At 61.1% G+C, this 15,231-nt stretch carries 16 protein-coding genes; 6 read left to right on the top strand and 10 right to left on the bottom strand.

All coding sequences use genetic code 11. The features are described 5' to 3' along the window. Nucleotides 1-30 precede the first annotated feature (30 nt). The 3 genes from N4J17_RS11655 to N4J17_RS11645 all read left to right on the top strand — a co-directional run bounded on the left by N4J17_RS11655 (nt 31) and on the right by N4J17_RS11645 (nt 2,742). Nucleotides 31-609, top strand: a complete 579-nt coding sequence (locus tag N4J17_RS11655; protein ID WP_198321378.1) for a beta-class carbonic anhydrase — start codon at nt 31-33, stop codon at nt 607-609. A gap of 60 nt (nt 610-669) precedes the next feature. After that, nucleotides 670-1,047, top strand: coding sequence for a cupin domain-containing protein (locus tag N4J17_RS11650; RefSeq protein ID WP_198321377.1), 378 nt, complete (start codon nt 670-672; stop codon nt 1,045-1,047). Nucleotides 1,048-1,212: 165 nt separating this feature from the next. After that, complete coding sequence (locus N4J17_RS11645; protein WP_198321376.1) at nt 1,213-2,742, top strand: AAA family ATPase; 1,530 nt, start codon at nt 1,213-1,215, stop codon at nt 2,740-2,742. A gap of 54 nt (nt 2,743-2,796) precedes the next feature. On the opposite strand, the gene N4J17_RS11640 is transcribed toward N4J17_RS11645, so the two are convergent. The 5 genes from N4J17_RS11640 to N4J17_RS11620 form a co-directional block, all read right to left on the bottom strand. After that, the gene (locus N4J17_RS11640) at nt 2,797-3,039 is read right to left on the bottom strand and encodes a hypothetical protein (RefSeq protein WP_198321375.1); all 243 of its coding nucleotides are present in this window, start codon (nt 3,037-3,039) and stop codon (nt 2,797-2,799) included. Nucleotides 3,040-3,221: 182 nt separating this feature from the next. Next, nucleotides 3,222-4,727, bottom strand: a complete 1,506-nt coding sequence (locus N4J17_RS11635) for a hypothetical protein (protein ID WP_198321374.1) — start codon at nt 4,725-4,727, stop codon at nt 3,222-3,224. 16 nt (nt 4,728-4,743) lie between these two features. Next, a complete protein-coding gene (gene rlmD / locus N4J17_RS11630; protein ID WP_198321373.1) occupies nt 4,744-6,075 on the bottom strand; it encodes a 23S rRNA (uracil(1939)-C(5))-methyltransferase RlmD in 1,332 nt (443 codons plus the stop codon). Beyond that, a complete protein-coding gene (gene cysM / locus N4J17_RS11625) occupies nt 6,075-6,962 on the bottom strand; it encodes a cysteine synthase CysM (RefSeq protein WP_198321372.1) in 888 nt (295 codons plus the stop codon). The genes rlmD and cysM overlap by 1 nt, the downstream gene beginning before the upstream one ends. Nucleotides 6,963-7,079: 117 nt before the next feature. Then, on the bottom strand, nt 7,080-8,024 hold the full coding sequence (locus N4J17_RS11620) for a cation diffusion facilitator family transporter (protein WP_198321371.1): 945 nt from the start codon (nt 8,022-8,024) through the stop codon (nt 7,080-7,082). A gap of 109 nt (nt 8,025-8,133) precedes the next feature. Here N4J17_RS11620 and N4J17_RS11615 point away from each other — a divergent pair, with 109 nt between their 5' ends. Beyond that, a complete protein-coding gene (locus tag N4J17_RS11615) occupies nt 8,134-8,955 on the top strand; it encodes a hypothetical protein (protein ID WP_198321370.1) in 822 nt (273 codons plus the stop codon). Between the two features lie 162 nt (nt 8,956-9,117). Here N4J17_RS11615 and N4J17_RS11610 read toward each other — a convergent pair whose 3' ends face one another. After that, a complete protein-coding gene (locus tag N4J17_RS11610; protein WP_198321369.1) occupies nt 9,118-9,297 on the bottom strand; it encodes a hypothetical protein in 180 nt (59 codons plus the stop codon). A 202-nt stretch (nt 9,298-9,499) separates the two neighbouring features. Here N4J17_RS11610 and N4J17_RS11605 point away from each other — a divergent pair, with 202 nt between their 5' ends. Beyond that, complete coding sequence (locus N4J17_RS11605) at nt 9,500-10,444, top strand: IS110 family transposase (RefSeq protein ID WP_198324346.1); 945 nt, start codon at nt 9,500-9,502, stop codon at nt 10,442-10,444. Between the two features lie 3 nt (nt 10,445-10,447). Here N4J17_RS11605 and N4J17_RS11600 read toward each other — a convergent pair whose 3' ends face one another. From N4J17_RS11600 to pstA, 4 genes are read right to left on the bottom strand one after another with little or no spacing between them, the layout of a single operon-like run. Then, entirely contained in the window at nt 10,448-10,807 is a 360-nt protein-coding gene (locus N4J17_RS11600) for a hypothetical protein (protein WP_198324334.1), read from the bottom strand. A 46-nt stretch (nt 10,808-10,853) separates the two neighbouring features. Next, entirely contained in the window at nt 10,854-11,912 is a 1,059-nt protein-coding gene (gene pstS / locus N4J17_RS11595) for a phosphate ABC transporter substrate-binding protein PstS (protein ID WP_198324335.1), read from the bottom strand. Between the two features lie 15 nt (nt 11,913-11,927). Continuing rightward, a complete protein-coding gene (gene pstB, locus N4J17_RS11590) occupies nt 11,928-12,752 on the bottom strand; it encodes a phosphate ABC transporter ATP-binding protein PstB (protein ID WP_198324336.1) in 825 nt (274 codons plus the stop codon). 19 nt (nt 12,753-12,771) lie between these two features. Next, complete coding sequence (pstA, locus tag N4J17_RS11585) at nt 12,772-13,683, bottom strand: phosphate ABC transporter permease PstA (RefSeq protein ID WP_198324337.1); 912 nt, start codon at nt 13,681-13,683, stop codon at nt 12,772-12,774. Nucleotides 13,684-13,784: 101 nt separating this feature from the next. Here pstA and N4J17_RS11580 point away from each other — a divergent pair, with 101 nt between their 5' ends. Further along, nucleotides 13,785-15,140 (top strand): IS1182 family transposase, encoded by a 1,356-nt coding sequence (locus N4J17_RS11580; protein WP_338457603.1) that lies wholly within the window; start codon nt 13,785-13,787, stop codon nt 15,138-15,140. Nucleotides 15,141-15,231 lie beyond the last annotated feature (91 nt).

Raw genomic sequence — 15,231 nt, 5'->3', positions numbered from 1 at the left:
AAAAAAACCAAACCAGAGGAGACCAACACCATGTCGCAGATTCTCAATGAAGTACTGGCAGCCAACCAGGGTTATGCATCCACTTTCGACAAAGGCGACCTGCCCATGCCGCCGGGCCGCCGCTTTGCGATCCTAACCTGCATGGACGCACGCCTCGATCCGGCCAAGTATGCGGGCCTTAGCGAAGGCGATGCCCATGTCATCCGCAACGCCGGCGGACGCGCCAGCGACGACGCCATCCGTTCGCTGGTCATTTCCTACAAACTGCTGGGCACCCGCGAATGGTTCGTGATCCACCATACCGACTGCGGCATGGAAACCTTCACCAACGAAATCATGAACAATCTCCTCGCCAGCAGTTTGAAGACTGCGACGATCGATGCCAGCGGCTGGCACGACTGCTGTGAGGGTCCCGGCTGCACCGAGGGCAAGTACATCAACTGGCTGACCATCGAGAATCAGCAACAAAGCGTGCTGGAGGATGTCACGCGCATTCGCCGCCACCCCCTGGTTCCCGGTGACATTCCGATCCACGGCTACCTTTACGACGTCCGCACCGGCCGCCTGGTGGAAGTGCCAGAGGCCACGGCCGCTGGCAGAGCGGCCTAGGCCGCGGCGACGCCGACAGATCCAGGGCAGGACGCCTTCCCTTCATTCCGGAGGACAATCATGTCGAGAAAACGTTTTCATCTGTACTTCATCCTTCTGCTGGGCCTGCCGTGCTTCGGTGCCACGGCTGTCGCCGAGGAGCCAGTAGCGGCGCGGCAGCTTCTGCTGCAGAAAACGGTGATCCTCCCCGCCAATACGGTCGATACCCGTCTCATCCGCGTCCGGTTTCCGCCGGGCTACAAGACGCCGATCCATACCCACCAGGGCACCGGCCCCCGCTACGTGCTCCAGGGCCGGCTGCGGGTGGAAGACGCGGGCGAAAGGCACGACTACGGGGCCGGCGACGTGTTCTGGGAAACTGGGAGCGCAATGACCGTCGAAAACATCGGTGGCAACGATGCCGAACTGGTGATCTTCGAACTCGGCACGGTCGAATGAGGCGCCGCAGCCGACCTTGAACCCGTGTGCCCGGCGGCGGTATGCCGCCGGGCACACGCTTGGTGTATCATCCTGCATGGTCCTCGCCGGACCCGGCACACCGCCGTTCTTTCCCGGGCACCCGGCATAGCGGGTGCCGCACCCCGTCCAGCAAGAACACTGTCGATGACTTCCTCAACCACCCCTCCCGCCCGATCCGAAAGCCGTTCCATCGCCGCATTGCGCGAGATCGTCGAATCCGCGCGGCCGCTGAGCTACATCCGCTCCTCTGAGGAACAGCGCGTCGAGCGTCTCCTCAAGGACGCCGCGCAGCGCTTCTTCAACACGAAAGTGCCGGTCTGGACCTGGAGCCTGACCGAAGGTCTGCGCTGCGACGAGGGCGCGGCCGACGCGTCCGCTTCCGACCCCCGCGCCGCGCTCGATTTCATCGCCGCTTACCAGGGACCTGCCCTGTTCCACCTGAAGGACTTCCACGAACCGCTGCGCGAGCGGGCCGACATCCGCCGCCGCCTGCGCGACCTGTACGGTGTCTGCTTCGACCACAACAAATTCGTCGTCATTTCCTCGCCGGTCCGTTACATTCCCGAGGAACTCAGCCGAAGCATCATGTACATTGAGCTGACGCTGCCGGATCTGGCCGAACTGATCGACTTCCTCCGCGACGAAGTCCAAGCCGTGAAGGCGCTGGGCGGTAGCGCCGACACCGATGACGCCACTCTCACTCAGATCGCGAGGGCGCTGCAGGGCCTGACGCTCGATGAGTCGCGCCATGCCATCCGCCGTGCCCTGGCCGCACGGGGCGCCCTGGGGGCGGATTCCCTGCCCGCACTGTATGAGGAAAAGCGCCTGCTGGTGAACCGCACAGGCATGATCCAGTACGTCGCCGACGGCACCCAGATCGACAGCGTCGGCGGCCTGGAGATCATGAAGAAATGGCTGATGGAGCGGCGTGAACTGTTCCAGCTCCGTGACAGCATCAGCGCCGAAATCGTGCCCAAGGGCGTACTCATCATGGGCGTTTCCGGCTGCGGCAAGAGCCTTTCGGTCAAGGCCATCGCCTCCGCCTTCGGTCTGCCGCTCTACCGCATCGACATGACCGAAATCTTTTCCGGCCGTCACGGCAGCGCCGAAGGCGCTTTCGTTTCTGCCTGCCGCATGCTGGAACAGATCGCACCGGCCGTGGTGTGGTTCGACGAAATCGAGATGGGCGTCAACTCCACCGAGTCCGCCGGCGAACAAGGGCGCATCTTTGCCTTCTTCCTGACCTGGATGCAGGAAAAGACCAGCGGCCTGTTCGTGGCCGCCACCGCCAACCGCATCGACCTCCTGCCGGCTGAAATGACGCGAAAAGGGCGTTTCGACGAAATTTTCTTCGTCGACCTGCCGCTGGATGACGAACGGGTCGAAATCTTCCGCATCCATTTGGAGCGCCGCGGTATCGACACCCGCTCCTTCGACCTCACCCGCCTGATCAAGATCACCAAGGGCTGGGTGGGCGCCGAGGTGGAACAGTGCGTGGTTTCGGCCCTGACGACCGCCCACCTGGACAACCGCGAGGTGACGGTGGAAGACCTGCTGCGAGCCGCCGGCAAGATCGTACCGCTGTCCAAGACCATGAAGGAGCAGGTCGACCATATCCGCAGTTGGGCCTACAACCGTGCCGTGCGCGCCTCGCCCGCGGAGTTCGCGCACTGAGTATGCCTTTGCGCGGAGGGACCGGGGCGGATCAAGACGCCCCTCCCTGCGCGCCTACCACTCGTCTTTCATGCCCCAAGGCGTAGCGCCGTCCACCAGAGGGGCTTTGATGCCCTTTTTCTCCATGTCTTCCAAGGTTTTATAGAACGTCGCCTCGTGCATCAAGGTGCCATTCCGGGTGTAAAGCGCGACGTATCTCGCTGCGGTGTCGACGTCGACCACGAAATCGCCGCCAGCGTCTTCGGTGCGACGCGCGTTGCCGTTCCAATCCACGAAAAAGCCCGGTGCTACCGCCATGATCGGTCCTCCTTTGGGAAGAGTTATCGCGCTATGGATAGCAAGAACCACACCACAAAGCGATATCGACAAAAAATCTTATGTTCCACGTAGTTACGCGTCTACGGCAATAAGGAACGGGGTAAGGCAGACGTCGTAAACGCAGCAATGTCGCATGGCCTGCAAAGACGACAGCGACAAAGTCACTTCACCCCAGCCACCGGCCGCATCTGGGTATCGCATCTCCCGCCGACGCCGACGGTTTTGGCGACCGCGGGTGTCTGGCAGTTTTCTCCACGGTCCTCGAGATGACAGCGCAGTTCCAACGATCTGCCCGTGTTCAGCCAGCCCGGGGTGGTGCGGTAACGTCCAGGCTCGCCGGATTCGCAACCGGCGGGGATGCCGTAGGGCACGCAACGGGCTGTGGGCTTGAGATCAATCTTGCGGGCATCGATGACGAAACCGGGATAATTGTCGACGATCCTGATTTCATCCCGGTCGTCTTTGGCTGTCACGATGAAATCCTGGAAGAAGTAGCCACCGTCGGTGCGACCCTCCACCTGAATCCGGGTATTGGCGATGAGCGCGAAATCTCGCCCATTCCGGGCAACCGCGCCGGAAATGTATGCTGCCCGCCCGTAACCGGGGAAGCATTTGCCCATGGCGGGGGCGTGGTAATAGTGCTTGAGGCTCTTCAGGTCGGTGAGGGCGGCGCCAGGAAAGATTTCCCTCAGCTCCACATCGTCGCCGAACAGAATGCGCTGCACGTCCGGCAAGCTCTGTTCGTACATGGCCTGCAGTCTGGCGTAGCGCTCGGTGTGGCTCAAATCCTGGCGCAGGAAGCAGGCCGTGAGACCCGTGACTTGGGTGAGGTATTCGTCCCAGATGTTGTACTGCGAGGGCTTCGACGCCACTCCCTGGAAATCCCCCGGGGCGCTACAGCCCTGGATTCTGCTGCAACCTTCCTTGCCGCGGTTGCGGATGGACAGGGCGATGACATTGCGTTCGCAGGCACCGTAGGCATTGCAGCCCCGTTCGAGATGCCCCTCGAACAGGGCGGTGCGCATGACGTAATCGAGCTGCCTGGCCTGCTCCAATGTCCGCGCCGGCCAATGGCCGGGGTTGGCCCGCGCGAACTGGTCCCAGGCGCGGGCCAGGGCGGAGCGCCGACCGACGACACTGCCGTTGGCGCTTTCGCACTGAGGCGAGTTGTGGAATGCCTTTACGATCCGGTCCAGCTCGCCTTGGTCCGGCCTAGCCAGCCGGCGGGCCGACACCGGCGGCGGATCGAAGAAAGGCGCTTTTTCCATGGGATAGAGCTTGCGAACGTCGATCACATGCCGGACTGAAGCATCGCAATGGTGGTTGGCGACAGCCAGGGTCTTGCGCTCCGCCACGGCCTGCTTGAACTTTTCCACCGAGGCAGGAGTGGCGGCGCGCGAATCCACGACGAGCTTGAAACCGACGTAAGGCGTACCGGTGGCGTCGGTCAGTGGTTGACCGTTTTTCAGAACCAGGCAAGGGATGACCGAACTGCCCTGGCTCAGCGCCCCGGCCGGCGAAGCCGGGCCGTTGCGCAGGAAAGCATCGGCGTCGTAATACGGGATGTCGAGGGGTCCGTTGAACTGGTACAGTGTCATCACCGGCGTGGCCGGAATGGCCAGGGCGAGTCCGGGCACGGCGGCCAGCGCAAGCAACAGTCTTTTCATGGTGAAGATCTTAAGTTCAGCGCTCGAACACGGCGATGGACTCGACGTGGGCCGTGTGTGGGAACATGTCCATGACCCCGGCCTTGAGCAGACGATAGCCGTATTCATGGACCAGGACGCCGGCATCGCGCGCCAGGGTGGAAGGATTGCAGGACACGTAGACGATGCGCCCGGCATTCCACTTCGGCACGCACTGGAGGATTTCCAGAGCGCCGGCGCGGGACGGATCAAGCAGCACCTTGTCGTACTCCTGGCCGGCCCAACCACCGCAACGCTCCGGCTTAGACAGGTCGGCGACATGGAATTCGACGTTGCCGATACCGTTGTCCGCCGCGTTCCGGATCGCCCGCGCCACCGCCTCAGCGCCGCCCTCCACCCCGGTGACATGGCCGGCGCGGCGCGCCAACGGCAAGGTGAAATTTCCCAGGCCGCAGAACAGATCGAGCACGCGTTCCTCCGGCTGCGGATCAAGCACCTGCATGACCCGGTCAATCATCTGCCGGTTGATCGCCATGTTGACCTGGGTGAAATCCAGGGGGCCGAAGCGGAAGGTCACGTCCCATTCCGGCAGACTGTAGCTCAGGTCGTGTGCAGTCTCCGGATAGACCGGAGCAACCGAGTCGCGGCCTTCCCGCTGGATGTAGACGTCCAGCCCCTGGTCTTTGCCAAATTGCGCCAGCCTGGCGAAATCCTCGGCGGTCGGGTCCTCCAGCACCCGGAACACCAGCGCGGTGCGCTCCTCGCCGACTGCCACCTCGATCTGCGGCAGCCGTTCCCGCAGCGAGAGACCCTCGATCAACTCGGCGAAAGCCTGGATGCGCTCGCCCAACGCGGGGTGCAACACGGGACAATCGGTCATGTCGACAATCTTGGCGCTGGCGTGCTCACGGAAGCCCACCAGCTCCCTGCCCTTCTTAGCGACATAGCGCGCCCCAAGCCTGGCCCGGCTGCGGTAACCCCAGTGCGGCCCGCGCAGCGGCGGCAACCAGCCCGCCGGCTCGACTTTGCCGATGCGGCGGAACTGCTCCAGCAGCAACTCCTCCTTCAGGGCGATCTGCGCATCCTCGGATAGATATTGCAGGGTGCAACCGCCGCAATGGGCGAAATGTTGGCATCGCGCCGGCACGCGGTCGGGCGAAGCCGTCATGACCTCTTGTACCCGGCCGGAGGCATAGTCGCGCTTGATTTCGGTATACACGAAAGTGACATCCTCACCCGGCAAAGCGCCATCGACGAACACCACCCGCCCGTCGACGTGGGCGATTCCCTTGCCGTCATGGGCGAAGGATTCGATGTGCGCCGCGATCGGCTCGACCGGCAGCGGCTTTCTTTTGCCTCGATAACCCATTATTCCGGAAATACCCCGGTGGAAAGATAGCGGTCGCCGCGATCGCAGATGATGACGGCGATCACCGCGTTCTCGACCTCCCGCGACAGGCGCAGAGCCGCCGCCACCGCACCGCCGGACGAAATCCCGGCGAAGATGCCTTCCTGCGCCGCCAGCTCCCTTGTAGTGGATTCAGCCTCTTCCTGGGTCACGTCGAGAATGCGGTCCACCAGCGAGGCGTCGAAGATCTTCGGTAGATATTCCTCCGGCCAGCGCCGGATACCCGGGATCTTGGCCTCGTCCCTGGGCTGGACGCCGATGATCTGCACGGCCGGATTACGCTCTTTGAGGTAGCGTGCCGTGCCCATGATGGTGCCGGTGGTGCCCATGGAGCTGACGAAGTGCGTGATCCGCCCCTGGCTGTCGCGCCAGATCTCCGGCCCCGTACCTTCATAATGGGCGCGTGGATTGTCGGGGTTGGAAAACTGGTCGAGGATCTTGCCCTCTCCCCGCGCCTCCATCGCTCGTGCCAGGTCGATGGCCGCCTCCATACTGCCCGCCGCCGGCGTGAGGATGATCTCGGCGCCGAAGGCCTTCATCGTCGCCCGCCGCTCGGCGCTCATGTTGTCGGGCATGATGAGCGTCATGCGGTACCCTTTGATCGCAGCGGCCATCGCCAGGGCGATGCCGGTATTTCCGCTGGTCGCCTCGATCAGCCGGTCACCCGGCCTGATGTCGCCGCGCGCCTCGGCACAGCGGATCATGCTCAGGGCCGGCCGGTCCTTGACGGACCCTGCGGGGTTGTTGCCCTCCAGCTTGGCCAGGAGGACGTTACCGGTGTCGCCAGGCAACCGCTGCAGACGCACCAGCGGCGTGTTGCCGACAAAGGATTCGATGGTGGGAAACATGGATGAGGCCTGCGGGAAACTTCAGAATAGGGCTTATTGTAAGGGGTAATGACCAGGCAGTTTTCTTTCGGATTGTCCGTCAAACCGACGACGCAGCGTTCCTCGGAGGTTTCCGACTCATTCCCCCTGATAGCGGTGATTCGGCCGGGAAATGTCGCAATACAACAGATCTGGCTGACAGCCCTCGGACTCCAGTTGCAGAGTGGTATGCGCGATACCGTAACGTTGAGCGAGCAGACGGGTGACCCGCTTCTGCAGCGCCTCGCCTTCGCTGAGCCGGATATCGTCCGTTACGATATGAGCGGACAGCATGCGCAACTGCCGCGAAATGCTCCACACATGGAGATGATGCACCCCATGCACGCCTTCCACCTGCATCAGATCCCGCACCATCGAACTCATGTCCACATCCCGCGGTGTGCTTTCCAGCAGGATGTCCATGACTTCGGCCAGCAGCCCTTTGGCGTTCCACAGGATGAGCAGCGCTATCAGGATGCTGACCGCCGGATCAAGCCAGTACAGACCGGTGTAGCGGATCGCCACACCCGCGGCGATGGCGCCGAGGGTCGAAGCCACGTCACCCATCAAGTGCAGAAAGGCGCTGCGCATGTTCAGGTCATCGTGGCTGCCATGATGCACCAGCCAGGCGGTGAAGGCGTTGACCAGCAGCGCCGCTCCCCCTACACCGATCAGGATGTCGGCCTGAACCGGAGCGGGGCTCTGGAGGCGGAGGTAGGCGTCGTAAATGATGTACAAGGCCACGACCACCAGGCCCGCGGAGTTGCCCAGGGCGGCCAGTATGCCGGCGCGGTGGTAGCCGAAAGTCTTGGCCGCGTGCGCCGGCTGCACGGTCAGCCGCATGGCGTACCAACTCAAGCCCAGCGCCAGTACGTCACTGAGGTTATGTACGGCATCGGTCAGCAGCGCGAGACTGTTCGCCTTCCAGCCCGCCACTGCCTCGAACACAACGAAACCGGCGGTGAGGAGCAAGGCCCAGACCAGTCGCCCTTGTACTCCACCGGAATCAGCCGCATGATGGTCATCGTGGTCGTCGTGAGGCACAGCTTTCTCCAGACCGCGCGAAAATACCTATTTTAACGGATTTGCTGCTCCGGCAGCCGCTCACCACCCCGAATCAGCCGCTTTACCAAGAATCCGAGCAGGTCATCCCATGGCTAGACTTTCCCGACGCATCGCAAGCGCAACCCTCGCATTCCTTTTTTCCATTGCCGCAGCCTTCGCCGACACCACACTGCAATATCAGGTCGCTGGAGAACAAACCCCGCAGTCGCTGTTCGTCAAAGACGGCCAAGTACTCATCAAGTCGGCGGGGGGAGACCCCAAACTGGACATTCTGTTCAATCGCTCCCGAAATACAGCATTTCTGATCGATCACCGCAAACAGGCCTATATGCCCGTGACCGAGCAGCGGGTCGCCGAGCTTGCATCCCAGGTCCAGGACGTGCAGCCGCTCCTACGGGGCTTGGGCGAGCAATTGAAGAAAGTGTCCCCCGAACAAAAAGCCCAGTGGTCGGACATCCTGGGCGGCGTCGACCTGGACCGGGTCACGGCCAAATCCGAAGACAATCGGCCGATCCTGCTGACACAGGCCGGTACCGCGACAACTCAAGGGGGCTATGCCTGCAGCAAAGTGGAATTGCGCCAGGGCGGGGACAAGAAGGGCGACATCTGCCTGGCGTCTGCGGAAACGCTCAAGCTTCCGGCCGGAGACTACGAAACCCTGCGCGCCATGATGATGTTTTCGTCCAGAATCGCCGACAAAGCGAAGGGCGCCGCGGCGCACTACGTCGATCTCGGACCGCTCCCCACCGTGAACCTCAGCGAATATCCCGGCATTCCGGTCGAGCTCCACGACGCCTCATCCAAACAGGCCGCCACCCTGACCCTGAGCAGGATCAGCTCGGATACCCTGCCGCCCGGCGCTATGGGCATTCCGGAAGGCTATTCGGCGAAGAAGCTGAAGCTCTGGTAACGATGAGTCTCCGCAGAGACTCAAGCGAGATAGGCGGGATCCGCTTGCACCTTCAGAAAGTTTGCAAACCTTGTTTGCAGCCGGGTTGTATCGAAAAACCTCTGGAAACGGTTCTGCCGTGTACCGATGATCCATTCGGAAAGCGAAAAATAGTCCGCGGCGTTAGCAACGGTCAGCACGAATGGCGGCTGCCCCCCCCTGCGCCAGAATGTAGCTCATGATCAGCGAACCGCTACGGTGGTTCCCTTCGATGAACAATTGAGGCTTGCTCAAAACTCTGGCGTAGACGCCGGCAGCGCGTTCCCAGGGCGATTCCCGGCGATGCAGCGCGTACCAATCCATCAAGCCCTCAATCCCCTTGTATGTTCTTCCCTGAGCCACGGAGGTATGAATAAGAGGTTCGGAGGAAGATAGATCGTTGACCCTCGAAGCCGAGAAATTGAGCTTGTGGGAGAGCGTGGATCGTCTTTCTTCTTTTGTTGGCAGAGCCCGAACAGTTGCTGGGACGGAAGTCCGAATTTTTACAAGGTGGGGTGTGTACGACATGAATAACGAAGAGCGATTTGCCGGGGTGGATGTATCGAAGGCGTATTTGGATTTGGGAGTCAGTCCCGAGGGCGGGGTCGAGCGTTTTAGCAATGATGAGGCAGGGGTCACGGCACTGATCCAGCGACTCCTCACGCTCCAACCGGCGTTAGTCGTCTTGGAGGCGACCGGGGGACTCGAAACCTTGCTCGCGGCTTCCGGTCGAGTGGCCGGACTGCCGTTGGCCGTCGTCAATGCTCGCCAAGTGCGTGACTTCGCCAAGGCCACCGGCCGGCTCGCGAAAACCGATAAGCTGGATGCCCTGGTATTGGCCCATTTCGCCAAGGCCGTGCGCCCCGAAGTTCGCGCCGGCCGGACCGAGGCAGAGCAAGCCTTGGTGGAACTGGTCGCCCGGCGACGGCAATTAGTGGAGATGCGCGCCCAAGAGAGAACCCGCTTGGCGATGGCCGGCTCACGGCAAAAACAGGGCTTAAAGGAGCACATTGCCTGGCTGGACGAGCATATCGCTCGACTCGACGGGGATTTGAAAAACCGGCTGCGCGAATCGGACATTTGGAAAACCCGAGTCGACCTGCTCCAAAGTGCACCGGGCGTAGGCCCCGTGACGATGCTCACGTTGCTGTCGTATCTGCCAGAACTCGGCAAACTCAACCGGCGCGAGATCGCTGCCCGGGTGGGATTGGCGCCGTTTAATCGGGACAGTGGCTTCCAGCGAGGACGGCGGAGGATTTGGGGCGGACGAGCGGAAGTGCGCTCGGTGCTGTACATGGCGACCTTGGCCGCTACCCGAGGCGATAATCCCATCGCCACCTTCCATCGTCGATTGGTCGAAAAAGGCAAACCGGCCAAGGTCGCTTTAACGGCGGCCATGCGTAAGCTCCTCACCAGCCTGAATGCCATGCTGAAACAAAATAAACCTTGGTCATGCCCACAAATCGCTTGACCTCTAACACAGTTGCTCTCCCGGCTCGTCATAGAACCGTTTCTCCGTTGCCTCGATATGGCGGATGTATTCGCAACGCTCGGCTGCGCCAAGTCCGCAAAGCACTCTGGAGTTGATTTCGAGAAAATGCTTCGACTGGCCGAAGGAAAATAGCTCGATGCCGGTCGACAAAAGTTCGTCGACGAACGTATAGCCCGACATCCTGTTTTTCAGCGTATCGTCGCTAAGGCAATCTCTCTCAGCTTTCAGGCGGCGGTTGATTTCGGGAAACTCCGTCTGCAGCCGGCGCAAGTCAGACTCGATCCGCGCAGTGTTGAAGCGTTGCCGCGCGAGCCGCTGTGAGCCTTTTGCCAGCGATTCCACAACAGGCTCCCTTCCCAAGCCGCGCGGAATCGCCGCCGGTAATCTGTTACTCGATGCTGTCCACAGCTGCCCGCGAAAGCTGGACAATGTCATGAGGCAGCGGCACGTAACCTAAGGATTGAGCCATGCCCTGCCCTTCTTCCAACCCCCAAAGGACAAAGTCCTTCAGCACTGCGGACTGCGCGGGATCTGAATATTTTCCGTATAACAACAGCCAGCTGAAGGTCACGATGGGATAAGCTTCGGCGCCGTCGGGATCGGGCAGGAACAACCGAAGGTTCGCCGGCATTTGAGCCGCACTGCTAGCAAGCGCAGTTTGCCCCGTACGCTCGTTGGGTTCGACGAACTGGCCCGACTTGTTTTGCAGCCATGCCATCGGAAGCCCTAAGCGCTTGGCGAAACCGTATTGGATGTAGCCGATAGCCCCTTCGCTCATTTTGATACGCGAGGCGACACCCTCGTTGCCTCGAACGGCCATGGCATTTCCTGGCCAATCCACGAGTTTGCCCACACCCGGGCCCCGGTTCCGCCATTCCGCGCTGATCGCGGAAAGATGGTTGGTCAAGGCATACGTAGTACCGCTGCTGTCCAGGCGGGAAACGATGGTCACGTCCAGGTTCGGCAACGGCAGACCGGGGTTCAAACCTTGGATTCGCGGGTCATTCCAGCGGGTGATTCTACCGGCCAAAAGAGCGACGTAGGCTTCGCGGCTGAGTTTCAAGGGACCGTTCAAATTTCGGAGGTTATAGGCCAATACCACCATGCCGGCAGTCGCCGGTATCAGCCTAACTCCATCGTCCAGCGCGGCCATTTGCTCATCGCTCAAGGCCGCATCGCTGGCCGCGAACTCGACTTCTCTCGCAAGAAATTTCCGCACGCCCTCCCCGCTCCCCACCGCCTCATAATCGATGTGCACGAGGGGATTCATGGCGGAGTAAGTCTTGATCCACGCGCTATAGAGCGGCGCCGGAAAGGTCGCTCCGGCGCCTCGGAGCATGATTACCGAGGTTGGCGCTGCATCGGCCACAACCCCTATCGTAAGCGCCACCAATCCAAAAATGTACGAACCTATAATTCCCTTTTTCACCGTGACTACGAAATTCATACGGATACCCCGATGTCAGCTAAATTCGCCGCGGATGTATTCCTTGGTCAATTCCTCCCTGGGATCTTCGAAGATCTGTCGCGTTTCTCCCAGCTCCACTAAATAGCCGGTCCGCCCGCCCTTAGAAATATCCACCGAGAAAAACGCCGTTTTATCGGCAACGCGGGCTGCCTGCTGCATGTTATGAGTCACTAAAGCAATCGTGTACTTTTCCTTGAGTTCCAGCATCAGCTCCTCGACCCTGCGCGTCGCAATCGGGTCCAACGCCGAACACGGCTCATCCATCAGTACCACGGACGGTTCCGTCGCGATGGCTCGGGCAATGCAAAGGCGCTGCTGCTGTCCGCCGGAAAGGGAGAGTCCGCTTTTCTTCAGTTTGTCCTTCACCTCATCCCATAAAGCGGCGCGGCGCAAAGACTTCTCCACGCGTTCAGCCATGTCCCCTTTATAATGGTTGAGCCTCAGCCCGAAGGCGACGTTGTCGAAAATACTCATCGAGAACGGGTTGGGCTGCTGGAACACCATGCCGATGTAACGCCGCACGACCACCGCATCCACGGAGGGAGCGTAAACGTCCTGCCCGTGAAAGCGAACATGGCCTTCGAACCGGAAGCCGTCGACCAGATCGTTCATCCGATTCAGGCTGCGGAGCACGGTGCTTTTGCCGCAGCCGGACGGGCCGATGAAGCCGGTGATCTTTCCCTTTTCGATCGGCACATGACTGTCCCGAACGGCAAGAAAATCGCCGTAAAAAATTTTATCCAGCTTGCAGTCGATCACTACGGTGGGGGGCGGAGCTTGTACTGCCGAACCTGCGTCTGCGGCCAGTATCGCGTTCATGAGAGCATTCCTCACGATGTCAAATTTTTCGATGCCCGATCAAGTGGCTGATTATGTTGAACGCCAAAACCATCAAGACCAGTACCAACGATGCGGCCCAGGCCAGTTCGATCTGGTTTTCAAAGGGCATTCCGGAAAAGTTGTAAATCATCACCGAGAGCGATGCGATCGGCGCCATCAGCTCGACTTGTCCGCCCTCGAAAAACCAGAAGTTGCTGAACAAAGCAGTGAACAAGAGCGGCGCGGTTTCACCGGCAGCGCGGGCGACGGCGAGCATCACCCCGGTGAGAATGCCGGACAATGCGGTCGGCAGCACGATTTGAATAATGACCTGGGACTTGGTGCAGCCCATGCCGTAAGCGGCGTTCTTCATGTTCACTGGTACCATCTTCATCGCCTCTTCTGCGGTCAGTATGACCGTGGGCAACATGAGCAGGGCCAATGCAACGCCCCCGGCCGGCGCCGAGTCAGTTCCCGTAGTCAATACTACCAACGCATAGGCAAACACCCCGGCGAGGATGGAAGGCAGGCCAGTCAGCGTCTTGGCGCAAAACCGGCCGGCACTTGCCAGTTTGCTGTGAGAGCCGAGTTCTGCCAGGAAAATCGCGCTCAACACGCCGAGAGGAATGCTGATTGCCGCCCCGATGCCCACGGTCACGAGGGTTCCGACGATTGCATTGCCGAATCCACCGCCATCTTCGAAGCCCGCGGGCGGCAGCTCGGTAAAAAGTTCCAAACTCAAGCGACTGCCCCCCCGCACCACGAGCATATAAAGGACCGAGAACAGCGGCACGCTGGCAACGATTGCCGCAACCCACGTCGACACACTGAACACTGTGCTGAGTAAAGTCCGCGGCTCTAACCACGAACGGTCCAGGCTCGGATAGCCATTGCTCGATTTTTCCGATATGGATGGACCGGATCCGCTCATTTCGTGTCTCCTCCGAATTGCCTAGCAGCCTGTCGGACTTAACCGCCCGGCATTCTGAAATGCGATAATCACGACGTTCCTTCTCCGACAGCGAGCCTGCCATGAGCAACTTCCGTCCGATAGACCGCAGCACAGGATATTTGCTGCCGCCCGCGGTGGACGAATGGCTGCCCGAACGCCACCTGGCGCGCTTCGTGGTGGAAGTCATCGACAAACTCGACCTGTCTTCCATGACCCGCGCCTACCGCGGCTCGGGCTCGGCGTCCTATCACCCGGCCATGCTGCTCGGGCTTCTGGTGTACGGCTACGCCACCGGCGTGTTCTCCAGCCGCAAGATCGAGCGTGCCACCTATGACTCGGTGGCCTTCCGCTTCATTGCCGCCAACAGTCACCCCGATCACGACACGCTGGCCACCTTCCGCCGCCGCTTTCTCGAGGACATCGAGCGCCTCTTCGTCGAAGTGCTGATGCTGGCGCGCGAGATGGGCCTGTTGAAACTTGGCACGGTGGCGCTCGATGGCACCAAGATTCACGCCAACGCCTCGCGCCATGCCGCGCTGTCCTACGAACACGCCAACAAGCTCGAAGCGAAGCTGCGGCAGGAAGTGGCCGAACTGCTGGCGCTGGCGGAAGCCGAAGACCGCTCGGACGTGCCCGATGGCCTGTCGATCCCGGAAGAGTTGGCAAGACGCGAAGACCGTCTGGCGAAGATCGGCGCGGCCAAGGCCAAGATCGAAGCGCGTGCGAAAGCGCGTTGCGCGCGCGAGCAGGCCGAGTATGAGGCGAAGCTGGCCGCGCGCGAGGAAAGCGCCAAGATCGGCAAGAAACCTGGCGGCAAACCGCCCGCGCCGCCTGCGGCCGACCCCGGCCCGACCGACCAGGTGAACTTGACCGACGAAGCATCGCGCATCATGCCGGTATCTGGCGGCGGTTTCGAACAATGCTACAACGCGCAAGCGGTCGTGGCGGCCGACAGCCTCTTGGTGGTGGCGCAAGACGTGGTGCAGGACAGCAACGACAAGCGGCAGGTCGCGCCGATGCTGAAGAAGTTGGGCGCGTTGCCGGAAGGACTGGGCAAGTCGGAAACCCTGCTGGCCGACAACGGCTATTTCTCCGCGGCCAATGTGAATGGTTGCGCAGCCGCCGGGATCGCGCCGCTGATTTCGCTGGGGCGTGAGAAGCATCATCCGGGTTGGAAAAAGCGCTTCGAGAAAACCGAACCCGCGCCCGAGCATCCCACGCCGATGCAGGCAATGGCGCATCGACTGGCAACCCAAGAGGGCAAGCGCTTGTACGCACTGCGCAAGCAGATCGTGGAGCCGGTGTTCGGCATCATTAAATCGGTGATGGGATTCCGGCAATTCTCGTTGCGCGGGCTGCAAAAGGTCAAAGGCGAGTGGCATCTGGTGACGTTGGCCTGGAATGTGCGGCGGATGTTCGCCCTGATGCCCGCCTAAAGCAGGGGCGGGATCACTCGACCGCCATTTCAGCCATTTCATCGGCTCAATCATCATGAAAATCCAACCCACCGCTTCGCCTTACATGCAA

The sequence above is a fragment of the Methylococcus capsulatus genome (assembly GCF_036864975.1).
Classification (GTDB): Bacteria; Pseudomonadota; Gammaproteobacteria; order Methylococcales; family Methylococcaceae; genus Methylococcus.
The sequence above is the reverse complement of the archived record's forward strand: the minus strand, read 5'-3'. Positions and strand labels throughout refer to the sequence as shown.

Bases quoted from the DNA above. Each gene is read 5' to 3' on its own strand.
- N4J17_RS11655 (WP_198321378.1), top strand. From the start codon at position 31: ATGTCGCAGATTCTCAATGAAGTACTGGCAGCCAACCAGGGTTATGCA.
- N4J17_RS11650 (WP_198321377.1), top strand. From the start codon at position 670: ATGTCGAGAAAACGTTTTCATCTGTACTTCATCCTTCTGCTGGGCCTG.
- N4J17_RS11645 (WP_198321376.1), top strand. From the start codon at position 1,213: ATGACTTCCTCAACCACCCCTCCCGCCCGATCCGAAAGCCGTTCCATC.
- N4J17_RS11640 (WP_198321375.1), bottom strand. From the start codon at position 3,039: ATGGCGGTAGCACCGGGCTTTTTCGTGGATTGGAACGGCAACGCGCGT.
- N4J17_RS11635 (WP_198321374.1), bottom strand. From the start codon at position 4,727: ATGAAAAGACTGTTGCTTGCGCTGGCCGCCGTGCCCGGACTCGCCCTG.
- rlmD (WP_198321373.1), bottom strand. From the start codon at position 6,075: ATGGGTTATCGAGGCAAAAGAAAGCCGCTGCCGGTCGAGCCGATCGCG.
- cysM (WP_198321372.1), bottom strand. From the start codon at position 6,962: ATGTTTCCCACCATCGAATCCTTTGTCGGCAACACGCCGCTGGTGCGT.
- N4J17_RS11615 (WP_198321370.1), top strand. From the start codon at position 8,134: ATGGCTAGACTTTCCCGACGCATCGCAAGCGCAACCCTCGCATTCCTT.
- N4J17_RS11610 (WP_198321369.1), bottom strand. From the start codon at position 9,297: ATGGATTGGTACGCGCTGCATCGCCGGGAATCGCCCTGGGAACGCGCT.
- N4J17_RS11605 (WP_198324346.1), top strand. From the start codon at position 9,500: ATGAATAACGAAGAGCGATTTGCCGGGGTGGATGTATCGAAGGCGTAT.
- pstS (WP_198324335.1), bottom strand. From the start codon at position 11,912: ATGAATTTCGTAGTCACGGTGAAAAAGGGAATTATAGGTTCGTACATT.
- pstB (WP_198324336.1), bottom strand. From the start codon at position 12,752: ATGAACGCGATACTGGCCGCAGACGCAGGTTCGGCAGTACAAGCTCCG.
- pstA (WP_198324337.1), bottom strand. From the start codon at position 13,683: ATGAGCGGATCCGGTCCATCCATATCGGAAAAATCGAGCAATGGCTAT.
- N4J17_RS11580 (WP_338457603.1), top strand. From the start codon at position 13,785: ATGAGCAACTTCCGTCCGATAGACCGCAGCACAGGATATTTGCTGCCG.